A 15741-nucleotide genomic window follows, 5' to 3' on the forward strand; every position below is an offset into this window, starting at 1 on the left:
TAAGTTGGGGAATAAATGGGGCGTAATATGGGAAGATGATCATAAGGTTAATTATAATCGGTTGTGACTGCAAATAAAAATTTTCATAATACCCCATTATGATGAAAATCTAACCTAATTTTAGCAGAAACAATTGTGAAAATCAACCTTTTTCCGCCATCAATTCGCAATACAACAAAAAGATAAATATAATCAGGTAGATAGAATATAAAAAACCTATTGAAAATCTCAAATGCGTTCAGAGTCAAATATCGAGGATGTGCAGGAACCAATTACCAGCGCACCGCCAGAAGTGCGACAAATTATTGAGCGAGTATGGAAGTTAGAAAAAGGGAGACTAGATAAGAAAAGCAATAGCCATATAAATGAAGAGATATTGGATATTGTGAAGGAAGAGGTGCGATGAAGCTGACTTCAATTAAACTGTGCAACTTTCGCTCCTTTTATGGCACAACACCAGAAATACTGCTTGCAGTAGGAGATAATCGTAACACCACAATTATTCATGGAAATAATGGTTCTGGAAAGACGAGTCTACTCAATGCATTTACTTGGGTGTTATATGAAAAATTTACTGCTGCTTTTGCTTCCACAGAACAACTAGTTAATAAACGCTCAATAGCCGAAGCTCAAAAAGGTCAAGCTGTGGAATGTTGGGTAGAAGTGGCCTGGGAACATGAAGGTAAACGCTATCGAGTTAAACGTTCCTGTCGAGTTTATAAAAATGATATTGACTTTGAAGCGAGTAAAACTGAGTTACGGATGTGGGTATGTGAGGATGATGGTCAATGGTATATCCCAAACCAAAACCCCGATAATATCATTAATCAGATTTTACCTGCAAGTTTACATCAGTATTTTTTCTTTGACGGTGAACGCATAGAGGAAATAGTGCGATGTGATAAAAAAGCCGAAATTGCCGAAGCGACTAAAATTTTCTTGGGTGTGGAGGTGATTAACCGTTCCATTAGACACCTAGGAGAAGCTAAAAAAAGTTTGGAAAATGAACTAAAAGCGATTGGTAATGCAGAAACGAAACAGCTACTCAGACAGCAAGAGAAGATAGAACAAGAGAGTGAACGCATCACCAACAGACAAACAGAAATTAAAAAAGAATTAGAATATCAACACACTTTGAAGAAAGAGACAAGTAACCGCTTGCTAGAACTTGTTGCTGCTAAAGAATTGCAAGACAGATGGAAAAGTTTAGAATTACAGAAAGCAGAAAACCAGGAAGCATTTAAGAAAAATAAAGAAGCCCTGAAAAAGATAATTTCAGCACGGGGTTATACAGTCATGCTTTCGGATACTACATCTCAATTTCGGAAAATTATTGATGATTTAAAGCAGAGAGGTGAGTTAAAGTCGGGTATTTCGCGGGAATTTCTGAATGACTTATTAAAATCTGAACGCTGTATTTGTGGTGCTGACTTAAGCATTGGTACTGCTCATCATAAACATATTCAAACCTGGTTAGTTAAAGCAGGTTCTTCAGTAGTGGAAGAAACAGCAATTCGTATGGCTGTTCAAGTAGATGAAATCGATAAACAAGCAGCGGCTTTTTGGGAAGAAGTTGATAAAGAACAAGCCAGGATTAAACAGTTAAGGGACACAATATCTCAAGTGGAGAATGAGTTAGATAATATTCAAGATAAACTCAGAAAAGATACTAATGAGGAAATTAGCAGCTTGCAAAAACGTTTAGACGAAATAGAACTTAATATTGATGAATTAAATAGAGAACAGGGTGCAAATCAGCAGCAACTTATCCAATTAAAAACAGAACTTGATGCTTTAGCTAAACAAATATCTAAACAGCAACTAAATGAAGCAAAACAAATATTAGCACAGCGCCGCATTCATGCTACTCAAGATGCTATTGAACGCTTAACAGAAGTTAAAAATCGGCAAGAAAAACAATTTCGTCTGCAACTGGAAAAGCGAGTACAAGAGATATTCAATCTGCTTTCAGTCAAACCATATACTCCCAAAATTAGCGAAAAATATGAATTGACTTTAGTAGAATATACTGCGGGTATAGAAGCACCAGTTGCATCTTCCACTGGGGAAAACCAAATTCTCAGTTTATCTTTTATTACTAGTATTATGGATAAGGTGAGGGAATGGAGTCAAAAGCGCAAAATGATGATGCTTCCTGATAGTAGTACTTTTCCCATAGTCATGGATTCGCCCTTTGGTAGTTTGGATGAAACCTCACGTAGACGTATAGCAGCGAAAATTCCTGAATTAGCTAATCAGTTAATTGTGTTAGTAACTAAGACTCAATGGCGGGGTGAGGTGGAAGAGGAAATGACGGAGATGATTGGGAGAGAATATGTGCTGAATTATTATTCTTCTAAACCAGATTGTGAGCAAGATTATATTCAGTTAGGTAAAGAAAGATATTCTTTAATCAGGCAAAGTCCCAATGATTTTGAGTATACCGAAATTATGGAAGTAGTTCGTAATTAACTGTCGTGTGAATGATGCAGGATAAGAGAAAAAAGGCGATCGCCAGCTGTTTTAGTATAAAATAGTGATTTTAAGGATAATGGTTGAAACTGGTAGAATCAGGGTTGCTAAAGACAAGGCTCAGTTAGTTAAGGATTTAACATCTTCAGAGGGCGGAACAGGACCGTTTTCCACTTTTGCTGATGTCATCGTATTTGCAGCAGCTTTGGGTGCAAAGCATAAAAAGCGTGTCCCTTTGGGGGAAATTGCCAAAAGGGAACCATCACCTATTAGGTTAGAATATTTTGCTTCAGTGGGAACTGACATAGTGATTAAATTATTGGGAGTAACTGAAACTCAGCACATTAAAGTATTATCTCCCCATGAAGAAGAATATGATAAGCAACGTAACCATATTTTTGAAGAATATGCTAATGGGGGACTGGAGATATTAGAACAAGAGTTAAGGGGAGCAGTGGATTATTCAGAGCGCATTTTATTATTTTTAACTTATGAAAGAAGCAATTACGGGGAAGAAGAAGAGGAATTTGATTTAAGCAAATTTCTTTTTTGATGACCATAACCTTGCTAACTCTGCTACTTATAAAATAATTGGTAGTCCTACTTGCTTAGGTTCAACCAACTTACCATCAAAGCCTATGGTTTTATTTTCTACAGTTCTCGCATCAGCCAAAGCCCTGCGCAGTTCAGCTCGTTCCATCTGCTCCTGAACTCCACCCAAAATATAAATGAGTAACTTGGCTGCTAATTCCCGTCCTGAAACCTGCACCCGCTTTTTATTGGGGTCATACAAAACACCATACCATAACGATTGTGGATACTCCATACCACTCAAGCCGCCTTGTCGGTCGAATTTCCGCAGCTTTTTAAAGATATCCTCCAGTGAGAAACCCTTTTGAAAAACCAAAATTCCCAAAGCTTGAGCTAAAGCCACTTGAGCTACAGGACGGAAAAGCATATTTCCGTCACCTCCATCCTTTTCAAAACTAAAGCGTCGCAAAGTGGGGGTGTCTTCTTCATCCAGCAGCTTATAACTGGGAAGGGTTGCTAAATAATCAAATAGCTGACGGAATTCCTCAATTCCCTGCTCAAGTTCGTCATCCTCTGGTCGCATAGGAATTAAGCCTTTTTCCGCAGGTTTCCAGTGAGGGAACTTTTGCCCCAAATATCGCTCACACATATCATGGAGAGCTTGCAGGGTGGTTAAAACAGTAGAATTAGATGCCACTGTCCCACTATTCCAATTAACGCGAGGATTGCGATCTTGTCGTTGTTCGAGAAGCGGATGAGTAACAGCGATTTTTCTGGACACAATGGAAAAACCATCATCCTCATTTAGCTGTGCTAATTGACCTTTAGTTAAAGGTGCAGCCATCAAGTTAACATGAACAAAAATCGATCTCACTCTGCGCCGCGCCTGGGTGCGAGTTTCCCCAGACGCAACTGCACAGATGAACTCAATGCCAATTTTTTCTTTGGGTAAACTTTGTAACTCGTCAAGGTCTACTTGGTACTTTTCTATCAAATCACTGACTGTGAGCGAATTATCATCAGCAGTTTTATCCTTCTTATAGCGCTGCAGTTTGCTGGTTTTGATTAACTCCATCAAACCCTGCACACCCATCAGGCGGTGTTGACCATCTAAAGCATAAATATTCACATCATCCTCAGAAATATTCAGCAGACCCACTTTACCGTCTTGATCCAAAGGGGTAAAATCAGTGGTAGATTTTAAAGCTATTCCCTGACTATCCCACTCAGGAGCTTTGGGATTATCCACCCAGGGTTGATTAATCACCACGAGAACAGGTGGGAATTTGTGACTTTTCCGCGCTGCTAAGTACTGTACTAGGGGCGCTTGTCGTGACCAGTCAAGGGGACGTTGCTGAATCTCGTCAATGCTGTCTGCGTCAACTACATTACCAGTTTGTGGATTGTACTTTTTCTGAAGTAAGGGTAAACCAGATGCGAAGTGAACGCGACCCGCAAACCATTCTAGGGTGACAGAACCAACATAAGCCTCAGTACCACCCATCTCAGTTTTCTGGACGAAAATATGGTCTTTTTTGGCTAAGAAATTTTTGAGTAGTAAGGATAGTACCTGTTGTTCCTTATGTTCTCTTTCCAGGTATTCCTGAGCGATGTCAGAGTGGGTCATGTTAAATTTTCAAAACTAAATAGTGTAGGATAGTAGAATTATCCGCAAAATTGGGTATTAGTAGTAAGGTTTTTAAAAATTTTTCGTACCTATATTAAGTAAATTTTTTTGTATGTTAGCCATTTCCATTGACTCGGATGGAAATAGTCACGCCGATATTTTCAGAGGTAGAAAGACCATGACTACAGCACAACAACCAGAAAATAAAGGTCAGCAATCGCCCACTGTAGCAAATTTGGTGGCTGATATCCAAGCTTTGACCACTGAAATTCAAGAATTGTATTGTTTAGATGATGTACCTTGGGTAGTGGGATATTCAGGTGGTAAAGACAGTACAGCAACTTTACAACTGGTATGGAATGCGATCGCCGGACTACCACCGGAAAAAATCCACAAAAAAATTTACGTAATTACTACAGATACACTGGTAGAAAATCCTATCGTAGCTGCGTGGGTACGTAATTCGCTCAAACAGATGAAAACTGAAGCCCAAAGGCAAAAATTACCATTTGAAACCCATTTATTACAGCCAGAACCTAAGCAAACTTTTTGGGTTGGTTTGATTGGTAAAGGGTACCCAGCGCCAAGAGGTAAATTTCGCTGGTGTACAGAACGTCTCAAAATAAATCCCTCCAATCGCTTTATTCGTGATGTCATCCGTACGAAAGGGGAGGCCATTGTTGTACTAGGTACTCGCAAAGCTGAAAGCAGAGCGCGTGCTAATAGAATGAAAAAATGGGAAGCTAAACGGGTACGTGCTCACCTCAGTCCTAACATGAACTTGCCAAACTCTCTAGTTTACAGTCCCATTGAGGATTGGCAAAATGATGAGGTTTGGATTTATCTGATGCAATGGGAAAACCCTTGGAATTATAGCAATAAAGATTTATTCGCCATTTATAGAGGTGCATCTGCTGATAATGAATGTCCTTTAGTAGTGGATACAACTACTCCCAGTTGTGGTAGCTCTCGTTTTGGTTGCTGGGTTTGTACATTAGTTAGTCAGGATAAATCACTGACAGCTATGATTCAAAATGATGAAGAAAAAGAGTGGATGCAACCTTTACTTGATTTCCGTAAGGAATTAGATATTGAAGAAAACCGCGATCGCAGAGACTTTCGCCGCAGAAGTGGGGATGTCCAACTATATGAACGTAACTTAGAAGGTGAAGTATCAGTTGAGCCTATTCCTGGACCATATATTAAAGAAGCGCGTGAAGATTGGCTCAGAAAGTTACTCACAGTTCAAAAACAACTCCGAGTTAGAGCACCAGAAAATATGCGCGATATTACTTTAATTACCCCTGAAGAACTGAGTGAAATTCGCCGGATCTGGCTAGAAGAAAGACATGAATTTGATGACACCTTACCGCGGATTTATCAAGAGGTGACTGGTGAGGTATTCCAAGACCCCCGTCCCGGTGCTGGGTATAGTTTACTCGGGAGTGATGAATGGGTGGTACTAGAAGAAATCTGTGGTGATGATGCTATGCATTTGGAGCTAATGGCGAAGTTATTGGACACAGAACGCCAGTATCGTAAAAAGGGACGACGGGTAGGAATATATGACACCCTAGAAAAATGTTTTGCTACCAGTTCCCGCTCCCCTGAAGAAGCAATTAAAAACGCCCATTTGAAACGTGATTTAAAAACAGCGGTTGACGCAGGTGATATAGAAAGGGTTAAGCAGCTGACTTTAGGTAATGCTATGGATGAACCCGATAAATCGCCATCTTGGGGAAGCATGAAATTTAAAAAGCAAGATATAACAGGGAATTAGTCAAAATCTGTTATTCCCCCATATTCTAGAAACCCACAAATCAATGATATTCCTTGAACTCGTATTACAAAACTTTGGTCCTTACTGTGGTCGTCAGGTAATCAATCTTAACCCAAAAATTGATGGAGAAAATGCTTGTCCCATTATCCTATTAGGGGGAATGAATGGCGGGGGAAAAACTACCCTGATGGATGCAATGCGCCTAGCATTATATGGTCATCGCGCCCAATGTTCCACCCGTGGTAACCTAAGTTATAACGACTTTCTCACCCAATGCGTTAATAGCCACACTCCACCACTGGAAGATACTCGCATTGAATTGGTTTTTGAACATATTGAAAATGATGAGCCAGTAAAATATAGAGTGGTGCGACGCTGGACAAAAGAACCTAAAGATGGTAAGGACCAACTAGGTATTTTAGATGCTCAAGAATGGCTGGATATTGCCTTAGTGAATATTTGGGATGAGTATATAGAAAATCTCTTACCATTAGGAATTTCTAACTTGTTTTTATTTGATGGTGAACAAGTCAAGGAACTGGCGGAGCAGGAAACACCTCCTCCCATTGTGGTTGATGCAATTCGTGGGCTTTTAGGTTTAGAACTAGCTGAACGATTATCAGTTGATTTAGATATTATAGTCAACCGCAAGCGTAAGGAAATCGCTGATACTCAAGACTTGGTGAATTTAGAAGAAATTGAGCAAAAACTGAAGGTACAACTACAGGAATATCATAAAATTGAGCGGCAATTCCAAGAATTTAATCAGACTTTATTGGAAGCGGAGACAAAGCAGCAAGAAGCTTTTGACAAATTCATTGCTGAAGGTGGTAAAATAGCAGGCGATCGCAGTCAGTTAGAAAAACAAAAATATGACATAAATAGCGCCGCGGAAAAGACACGTTTAGCCATGGGTGAATTAGCTGCGGATATCTTACCTTTAGGTTTAATTGAACCTTTACTCCAGGAAACTTATATTCAAGGAGAGAGAGAATTTCGCACTCAACAAGCTAAAGTAGCCTATGATTTACTCTTACAAAGAGATCAGCGTTTAATTGACTTGATTAATCAATTAAAAATTAGCAACAAGCAAGTTGAGAAAATCACAGAATTTATCTCAGCGGAAAATAATAAGATTCAGCAAGATACCATACAAGAATCCTGGCTATTAACTGACTCAGAAACCCTGAATCAATTAGATAATATTATTCATCATTATCTGTTGTATACGAAAAAAGTAACCCAAGATAAGTTAACAGATTTGCGCTTTCAAGAAGAAGAAATTATCACCCTAGAAAGACAAATTCAAACCGCTGCATCTCCAGAAGACTATCAAAGATTAGTGGATAACTTACAACAAACACAAAAGGAAGTTGCACAAGCAAAAGCAACTTGTGAAATAACCAAAAGTCAATTAAATCAATTAGAAAGTGAGATTCGTAACACAAAAAAAAGCCTAGAACAATATACAGAAACTAATATTGACCGCAAACATAATGAACATATTATTAACGCAGCCGCTAAAGTTCAAGATACATTAAAACTGTTCCGTGAGAAATTAACTCTGAGAAAACTAAATAAACTAGAAATTGAAGTTACGGAATGCTTTCGCTACCTGCTACACAAATCAGATTTAGTGCATCGGGTCGCCATCGACACCAACACATTCAGCCTATCGCTGTATGATCTGAATGGTAAATCAGTATCCAAACAGAGACTTTCCGCGGGAGAAAAGCAACTACTAGCCATCGCGTTTCTCTGGGGATTAGCGCGAGTCTCAGGCCGTCGCTTACCCGTAGCCATAGACACACCCCTGGGTAGACTAGACTCATCCCACCGGGGAAACCTCCTAGAAAGGTATTTCCCCTCTGCTAGCCATCAAGTTATACTGTTATCAACAGATACAGAAATTGGTAAGCATGAAGTAGAAACACTGAGAAATAATCAAGCGATCGCCCGGGAATACCTCCTCAAGTATAACTCCTCTACCCGTCAAACTACAGTCATAGAAAATCAATATTTTTGGTAAATATGGAATCTCCCATTGAAAGAATCAAACTTTCTCAAACAGCCAAAGAACAACTACTTAAACTTAAACGTAGCACTAAAATTGACCAATGGAACATTTTATGTCGTTGGGCTTTTTGTCGTTCCTTAGCAGAATCTGCCCCACCCTCACCGGTACCAATTCCCCAAGATAGCAACGTAGAAATGACCTGGCGGGTATTTGGTGGCGAAATCTCCGATATTCTTCTGCTCGCCCTGAAGCAACGCTGCCATAATGATGGCTATGGTACAGACAAAGAAACCCTAGCTACGCAATTTCGCCTGCACTTGCATCGTGGAATTGGTTACTTAGCAGGAGACCCAAATATCAAGAAAATTGAAGACCTAATTGAATTAGCAGTCAAACATTGAAAGGATATTAGTTAACAGTCAACAGTTAACAGTTAACTGATATGGCCGAATCTTTAGAAATCGAGCGTCACAGAGCAGCGATCGCTCGTCATGATATATCTCGCCCTGTCCGCTTGGCAATAGACTGGCAAATCCTCACTCAAGAGACTTCATTTTTTGATTATGGCTGTGGCCACGGTGGTGATGTGCAGCGAGTCGCCAAATTAGGCTATAGTAGCGCCGGTTGGGACCCTTACTACTTTCCCAAGGACACCATTAGCGTCGCCGATATAGTCAACTTAGGTTATGTCCTCAACGTCATTGAAGACCAAGAGGAACGCAGCCGAAGTCTGATCCGCGCCTGGGAAATTACCCAAAAAGTTCTAATTGTCGCTGCACAAGTATTAATTAACGCCCCGAGTAAAACCCAACTAGCTTACAGCGATGGTATAGTTACTCGCCGCAACACCTTTCAGAAATATTACGAACAACAAGAACTCAAAACTTACATAGATGAGGTACTGAATGTAGATGCAGTACCAGTAGCCTTGGGTGTGTATTTTATCTTTCGTGATGATGTAGAAAAAGAAAGTTTTAAAGCCATCCGGTTCTTTTCTAGCACTGCTACACCTAGAGTACGTATTCCCAGTAAGCGGTTTGAAGACTACCAGGAACAACTAAAACCACTGATAGACTTTTTTACCAAACGTGGCAGGCTACCTGTAAAAGGTGAATTAGGGAATCAAGAGGAACTACTCACAGAATTTGGTAGCTTCCGCCGAGCCTTTAATGTAGTTTTACAAGTTACCGATGAAGCAGAATGGGATGCGATCGCCTATCGTCGTTCCTTAGACATTCAAGTATATCTTGCCCTCAGTCACTTTGATCAACGTCCCACATGGCACAAACTACCCCCAGAAATGCGCCAAGACATCAAAGCCTTTTTTGGTAGCTACGAAGAAGCTTGTCAAGTAGCTGACCAAAAGCTTTTCAGCTTAGGTAATCCCCAAGTTATCCACAAAGCCTGCGAAAAGAGCAAAATTGGCAAACACACACGGGGCGCACTTTACGTTCATGTGTCTGCCCTAGCAGCCCTTGACCCCTTACTACGAATTTATGAAAGCTGTGCTAGCCGCACCATCGGGCGTGTAGACGGAGCCACATTAATCAAATACCATCTTGACAAGCAACAAATATCTTACTTATTTTACCCACAATTTGACATTGATCCCCATCCAGCCTTAACAGCCAGTATTACCATTGACTTAAAAACCCTATACATCACTCACCGAGATTATGCAGATAGAGCCAATCCGCCCATTCTGCACCGCAAAGAAACCTTTGTAACTCCCAATTACCCACACTACCAACAATTTGCCCAACTCACCCAACAAGAAGAAGAATTAGGATTACTCAAGCAAAAAAGTGACATTGGTACCCGTGCAGGTTGGGAAAAATGCTTGGCTGCACACGGCGTAAAAATCACAGGTCATCAAATTCATCAACTCAAAGAATTTTAACTAAATTCCATGTTTCCTAAGAAAAATACAGCAACTGTGGCAAGATAACTGCAATTGATCAAATTGAGAAAGAACCTGGACAAAATGAACCCCGTGCGATCGCTAGTAAAAGTTTTTGGTAGCCGTAAAATGGCCGCCTTGACATTAATAGGTTTCTCATCCGGCTTACCATTGTTCTTAACCAGCCGAACCCTCCAGGCTTGGATGACTGTAGAACAGGTAGATTTAGGTGCTATTGGCTTATTCAGCCTTGTAGGTCTACCCTACTCCTTAAAATTTATCTGGTCACCCTTGCTAGACAGGTTTGCAGTGCCAATTTTAGGGAGGCGACGCGGCTGGTTAATCATACTGCAAATTGGGTTATTCATTGCCATTGCCCTCATGGCTTGGCAACAACCCAAGCAAGCATTACAATTATTAGCGATTAATGCTGTGGCGATCGCCTTTTTAAGTGCTAGTCAAGACATTGCCGCCGATGCTTACCGTACTGATGTTCTAGAAGAATTAGAATTAGGAGCAGGTGCTGCTGTTTTCGTCTTAGGTTATCGAGTAGCGCTGTTATTCACAGGGTCTTTGGCATTAATCCTAGCGGACAGTTTACCCTGGTCATCAGTTTACCTATTGATGTCCTTGGGTATGGGTATTGGAATTCTTGCCACCTTATTTGCGCCAGAACCCAAAGAAACCAGCCCCCCAGAATCCTTAGCAGCTGCGGTAATTTTACCCTTTGGGGAATTTTTCGGGCGCCACGGTGTACTCCAAGCAATTTTAATTGTGCTGTTCATCGTCCTGTATAGACTGGGCGATGCCTTTGTTAACAATATGTCTACACCCTTTTTGTTGCAAACAGGATTTACCCAAACCGATATCGGCGCAATTCAAGGTGGTATGGGGCTAATTGCTACCATCGTTGGCACCTTAGCAGGTGGAGCAATTTTGAGTAGAATTGGTATCAACCGTTCGCTCTGGTTATTTGGTGCTTTGCAAGCGGTGAGTAACTTAGCTTATTATATCCTGGCTAATCTTGGTAAAAACTACTCGGCTTTAGTGTTAACAATTAACATTGAAAACTTCTGCGGTGGCTTGGGAACAGCAGCCTTTGTGGCATTTTTGATGAATATGTGTAACCAGCGGTTTTCCGCCACCCAATATGCTTTATTATCCAGTTTTATGGCGGTCAGTCGTGATATTCTAGTCGCGCCCGCTGGGACTTTAGCAAAAATTACGGATTGGCCTTTATTTTTCATTATCAGTATGGTTGCTGCTATCCCAGGATTACTTCTGTTACCATTCTTTGCCCCTTGGACCCCTAAACCAGTGGCAATATCCAGACCAGGACTTGAAGAAGATGAGGATTTATGGGGAACCAAATAGTTATTATTGTTGGCACATTTATTCTCTTACTCACCGGCTTGTTACTCGGCTATGTTCTCTCACAGTTAGTTTTAGGATTTCTAGAACTTAACCAACTAACAATCTTCGGAACATTCAGTCTAGTTGTAATCTTTGGTACACTTTATTACGTTTTGTTTTGGCAGCTAGGTCGAGAACAATCACGCTTAAGATCTCAAAACAGACGAGATGCGGTACAGGAGCAAACAACAACCCTGATAACCGATAGCCATCTCAAAAACAAACTCATTGCTAAATTAGGAGGTGATGTAGCCGCTGCTGAACAATTGATTCAACAAGCAAGGGTTAATTATCCGGGAATGCCAGAAAATTGGTACTGCGAGAGGGCTATTGATGATTTGGAACGGGAGCAACGCTAACCAGCTTCAAAACTCGATAGAATAAGTCAAGCCAATATTCTCAGCAGCCCCAAGATTGCAATTAAATTATGGTGATCATTCGTCAGTATATTGCCCCATTGCTCGTAGTGTTAATCTTTTCATTAGCACTGGTAGCAGTCAGCGCCCGTATTTTCCTACCCTCTGATATGGCAGCACCCGCACCAGTAGAAGAGAATGGGCAAATAGGAACATGGGTGAATGGGGAAGAAGAATTATTTTCTGTTTCACAAACCCCTGGGGTGTGTTTGTCTATTTTACCCCCCGTAACCAAGAATTTAACGGTAACTGAGTTTGTCTGAGGAACTGCTACCGGGCTACTATATTCGTCCCGGTTCAACACAAGAGCGATCGCTGCTGGTCAAGTTTATGCAGCAAACTTACCGGGAACTATTTCCCCAGCAAGACTTTGCCCATCTAGCCAGAACCGTTGATCAGTATTTCTCCCCAGATACACCCTTGTGGTGGGTAGAGTGTTTGGGTGAGGAATCCCCTATTATTGCCTGTCTCTGGGTAGGAAATGCCATAGATCAAGTCCGGGGCGATCGCCATGCTCACATTTTTCTTCTCTACGTTGTCCCAGAATATCGGCGACGGGGTATTGGTACAGCTATGATGAGGTATGTAGAAAATTGGGCAACTCAAAGAGGCGATCGCCAAATTGGTTTACAGGTTTTTCCATCCAACTCAGCAGCCTTCAACCTTTACCATAACTTAGGTTATCAAACCCAATCCCTATGGATGCTAAAATCACTAACTAAAGGTTTGTAGTCAGGAGTCCTAGTTTTATTTACCTCTAAATGATCTAAATATATCAACCATTTTTCTGGTAGCAGATAAATATATAAATATTAATTATGTATGACGAAGAAGACCTAAGCCTACTTGATGGAGAGGAAGAGCTAGAAAGCCCCCTGGATAACATAGCACCCCTAACCACTGAATCTCAAGGGACAAAGCCAGATCCAGAGGAGATGCTAGCTCTTTTAGAAAATCATCAACCCCAACAACGGATGCTTGCAGCTCGTGCTTTTTGTGATCTGGAAGATGCACGGGCTACACCCCATTTAATTCGCCTGTTAAGTGATACCTGTCCCTTGGTGCGGGTGAGTGCAGCCTATGGGATTGGACGCAATCCCAGCCCAGAAGCAGTAGAACCGTTAATCAATCAACTTAACAAAGATTGGAATGGCTATGTACGTAAGGGGGTAGTTTGGGCTTTAGGAAATTGCCGCGATCGCCGTTCTCTAGCGCCCCTAGCAGACGCTTTAAAAACCGACATTTCCGCCGTGCGTTTGTGGTCTGCTAGCGCCTTAGCCCAAATGGCAGATGTTGGATATGAGACTGTTGTGGGAGCAATACCACCAGTAATTGAAGCCTTAGTCCAAGACCCAGTAGCAGCAGTGCGGAGTAACTGCGCTTGGACAATTGGGCAGTTGTGCCGAGAATTACCGTCTAATATTATCTATGCCACAGCGATCGACGCTTTGATTCAAGCCTTCGCCGAAGACAAGGATTTAGGAGTGCGGGAAGACGCCAAAGCCTCACTATTAGGGGTAGGTGACCCCCGTGGCTTACAGCTGATTGAAACCCTAGAACAAGAGGGATGGTTTTGATGGGTGGGGAATGATACTTAAAGCCATCGGTTTGCTGTTTAAGATTTCTGTCTCTGAGCGATTTGCATAAGCAGACGAAGTGCTTCGTTAACCGATTCACTTGTGGGAAAGGCTTGAGCAACGTCAGGTTCAAGTAATACTACATTTGTTCCTGCTGGGTAGCGATCAACATATTTTCCTCTAACACCACCCTGCATCTTGCTAAAGTCATACTCAGGTCTTAAGTCGTCTTCTAGCTCGTGGTTACTCTCCATCTTCATAAAACCTCCGCTCCTGTGCGGGTTCCTTCTCGTGCGCTGATAATCCGAACGCGATCTGCTCGATCTGTATGGGAGACTATCAGGATACGATTAGCACTGGATCATCCAATGATAACGTAACGCTCCTCACCGTAAGAGTGCTCTGGGTCAGGGAATGTCACAGATAAAGGATCATTGAAAACAGTAGACGCCTCGTTGAATGAAACGCCATGCTTTTTCAGGTTCGAGTTCGCCTTGTCTGGATTCCATTCAAATTGCATTTAAACAACACTTGCTACTCTACTTGATTTTTACGTAAAACATCTTTAAGCGGTTTATTACCATACTGATGAAAAGTAAACAGTTATGGTGTGGTTTTTTTAATTAATAAATCAACTCCAACCATAACAGCAGCTATATTTGGCAACCATAGGCAGGAAAAAGAGACAACATCTGATATAATGAGAATACCGGATATTATTTGAACTGCATCGTAAACTAAAATAATTCCTAGAGTCAAAGCAAAGCTATTATATCTAACTCTGGGTTGTAAATTAATGCCGATCGCCCCACCCAAAAAAGCAAAGACAGTACAGGAGACAGCAGAACTAAATCGCTTGTAAATGTGAAACTTGAGATTGAGGAACTCACGGCGATCGCCTGCTGTTTCCAGAACAGACAATCGCTGATAAGCTTGATATATATTCATTTCTCGGTCATCAAGCTTTTCTCTGTCTGCTTGAAACTGTGAAGATATATGAGGCAGATATAAGGGCATAGTATCAAACATAACCCTTTGACCATAGGAGCCATCAGCATTAATCAGACTGTGGGAACCATGATAAAAATAGCAATATTCTTGTTGCTCATAGCATTGGGCAAAACTAGAAGTAATAATTATCTTCAGTCTTTGCGCATCGCGAATTAATAGAGTGACAGATTGCAGCTTGCCATCAATAAACTTATCTGCATAAAATAGATACTTAAGAGACCTTTGATTCTGTTCTCCAACATAATCTTGATAAAACTCCGTGTAAAAGATATCAGAGTTTTTCAGGTTTGACCTATTAATATTTAGAGAACTTTCTAAAGTGATCGCAGCCTGATAATTAGCGGGGGGAACAAATATATCATTAAATGTAAATTGGATGAACGTTACCAACAAACCGGTAATAATAGCGGGATAAGTTAACCTGTATAAACTGACTCCACAGCTTTGTAAAGCAATAATTTCAGTATTGCTAGAGAGTTTCTGATAAGTAAAAATAGTTGCCATTAAAGTGGCAATAGGTAAAGCCAATACAATAAACTCAGGTAATTTAAGAATATGTAGATATATTAAAACTGGAAAAGATAACTGTTTATTAATTAGAAATTTAAACTGCTCAAAGGATATGCCAATAGACTCAGCTACCACAGTCACAATGATAATGCTAAATAATAAGGGGCGAATCAACTCAGAAATTAAATAATAGTTCAATAATGATATTTGAGCAAAAAAGCTGATTTTTTTCATTTATCATTTTGTTGGTTATGTAATATTGGAATGAGCCGGGGAATGAATTAAGAGTCTCATAGCCGATTATCTAGATAATCAGCTATTGTGGTTTTATTGGCGTAGGTTAGCTTCCCCTTTGGGGTTAAATTAATTAGAGATAGCGGGTAAGATACCCGCACTACTAAATAGAATCCCTGTTTTAGTTACAAGTTGTGAGCCTTCCACCTTTGCGCACCTTAGCGTTACCTTAGCGCCCCTTTGCGTTAAAGAA

The 15741-nt window shown here is 40.8% G+C and carries 16 protein-coding genes; 12 read left to right on the top strand and 4 right to left on the bottom strand.

The window, feature by feature from the left end:
- Positions 1-232 precede the first annotated feature (232 nt).
- From PN457_RS12810 to PN457_RS12820, 3 genes are all read left to right on the top strand, one after another.
- The gene (locus PN457_RS12810) at positions 233-406 is read left to right on the top strand and encodes a hypothetical protein (RefSeq protein ID WP_271733740.1); all 174 of its coding nucleotides are present in this window, start codon (positions 233-235) and stop codon (positions 404-406) included.
- Entirely contained in the window at positions 403-2472 is a 2070-nt protein-coding gene (locus PN457_RS12815) for an AAA family ATPase (RefSeq protein ID WP_271733741.1), read from the top strand. Before PN457_RS12810 ends, PN457_RS12815 begins: the two co-directional genes overlap by 4 nt.
- A 79-nt stretch (positions 2473-2551) precedes the next feature.
- Complete coding sequence (locus PN457_RS12820; protein WP_271733742.1) at positions 2552-3025, top strand: DNA phosphorothioation-associated protein 4; 474 nt, start codon at positions 2552-2554, stop codon at positions 3023-3025.
- A gap of 27 nt (positions 3026-3052) precedes the next feature.
- Here the strand turns inward: PN457_RS12820 and PN457_RS12825 are convergent, their stop codons facing one another.
- Positions 3053-4630: a DGQHR domain-containing protein gene (locus PN457_RS12825; protein WP_271733743.1), complete on the bottom strand. Its 1578-nt coding sequence runs from the start codon at positions 4628-4630 to the stop codon at positions 3053-3055.
- A 178-nt stretch (positions 4631-4808) separates the two neighbouring features.
- Between PN457_RS12825 and dndC the strand changes: the two genes are divergently transcribed.
- From dndC to PN457_RS12870, 9 genes are all read left to right on the top strand, one after another.
- Positions 4809-6410, top strand: coding sequence for a DNA phosphorothioation system sulfurtransferase DndC (gene dndC / locus PN457_RS12830; RefSeq protein ID WP_271733744.1), 1602 nt, complete (start codon positions 4809-4811; stop codon positions 6408-6410).
- Positions 6411-6453: 43 nt separating this feature from the next.
- On the top strand, positions 6454-8439 hold the full coding sequence (gene dndD / locus PN457_RS12835; protein ID WP_271733745.1) for a DNA sulfur modification protein DndD: 1986 nt from the start codon (positions 6454-6456) through the stop codon (positions 8437-8439).
- A 2-nt stretch (positions 8440-8441) separates the two neighbouring features.
- Positions 8442-8828 (top strand): DNA sulfur modification protein DndE, encoded by a 387-nt coding sequence (dndE, locus tag PN457_RS12840; RefSeq protein WP_271733746.1) that lies wholly within the window; start codon positions 8442-8444, stop codon positions 8826-8828.
- 41 nt (positions 8829-8869) lie between these two features.
- Positions 8870-10327, top strand: coding sequence for a DNA phosphorothioation-associated putative methyltransferase (locus PN457_RS12845; protein ID WP_271733748.1), 1458 nt, complete (start codon positions 8870-8872; stop codon positions 10325-10327).
- A gap of 84 nt (positions 10328-10411) precedes the next feature.
- On the top strand, positions 10412-11701 hold the full coding sequence (locus PN457_RS12850; RefSeq protein WP_271733755.1) for an AmpG family muropeptide MFS transporter: 1290 nt from the start codon (positions 10412-10414) through the stop codon (positions 11699-11701).
- Positions 11686-12099, top strand: a complete 414-nt coding sequence (locus tag PN457_RS12855; protein ID WP_271733749.1) for an ABC transporter permease — start codon at positions 11686-11688, stop codon at positions 12097-12099. Before PN457_RS12850 ends, PN457_RS12855 begins: the two co-directional genes overlap by 16 nt.
- Before the next feature lie 68 nt (positions 12100-12167).
- Positions 12168-12419 carry a hypothetical protein gene (locus PN457_RS12860; RefSeq protein ID WP_271733750.1) on the top strand — a complete coding sequence of 84 codons (252 nt, stop codon included), beginning with the start codon at positions 12168-12170 and terminating at the stop codon, positions 12417-12419.
- Between the two features lie 67 nt (positions 12420-12486).
- Positions 12487-12888 carry a GNAT family N-acetyltransferase gene (locus PN457_RS12865; RefSeq protein WP_271733756.1) on the top strand — a complete coding sequence of 134 codons (402 nt, stop codon included), beginning with the start codon at positions 12487-12489 and terminating at the stop codon, positions 12886-12888.
- 86 nt (positions 12889-12974) lie between these two features.
- Entirely contained in the window at positions 12975-13733 is a 759-nt protein-coding gene (locus PN457_RS12870; RefSeq protein WP_271733752.1) for a HEAT repeat domain-containing protein, read from the top strand.
- 38 nt (positions 13734-13771) lie between these two features.
- Here PN457_RS12870 and PN457_RS12875 read toward each other — a convergent pair whose 3' ends face one another.
- The 3 genes from PN457_RS12875 to PN457_RS12885 all read right to left on the bottom strand — a co-directional run bounded on the left by PN457_RS12875 (position 13772) and on the right by PN457_RS12885 (position 15488).
- The gene (locus PN457_RS12875; RefSeq protein ID WP_271733753.1) at positions 13772-13993 is read right to left on the bottom strand and encodes a hypothetical protein; all 222 of its coding nucleotides are present in this window, start codon (positions 13991-13993) and stop codon (positions 13772-13774) included.
- A gap of 101 nt (positions 13994-14094) precedes the next feature.
- On the bottom strand, positions 14095-14253 hold the full coding sequence (locus PN457_RS18335; protein ID WP_334310764.1) for a BrnT family toxin: 159 nt from the start codon (positions 14251-14253) through the stop codon (positions 14095-14097).
- Positions 14254-14336: 83 nt separating this feature from the next.
- Entirely contained in the window at positions 14337-15488 is a 1152-nt protein-coding gene (locus PN457_RS12885) for an LptF/LptG family permease (protein WP_271733754.1), read from the bottom strand.
- Between the last annotated feature and the right edge of the window lie 253 nt (positions 15489-15741).

The sequence above is a fragment of the Anabaenopsis arnoldii genome, assembly GCF_028331025.1.
Taxonomy (GTDB): domain Bacteria; phylum Cyanobacteriota; class Cyanobacteriia; order Cyanobacteriales; family Nostocaceae; genus Anabaenopsis; species Anabaenopsis arnoldii.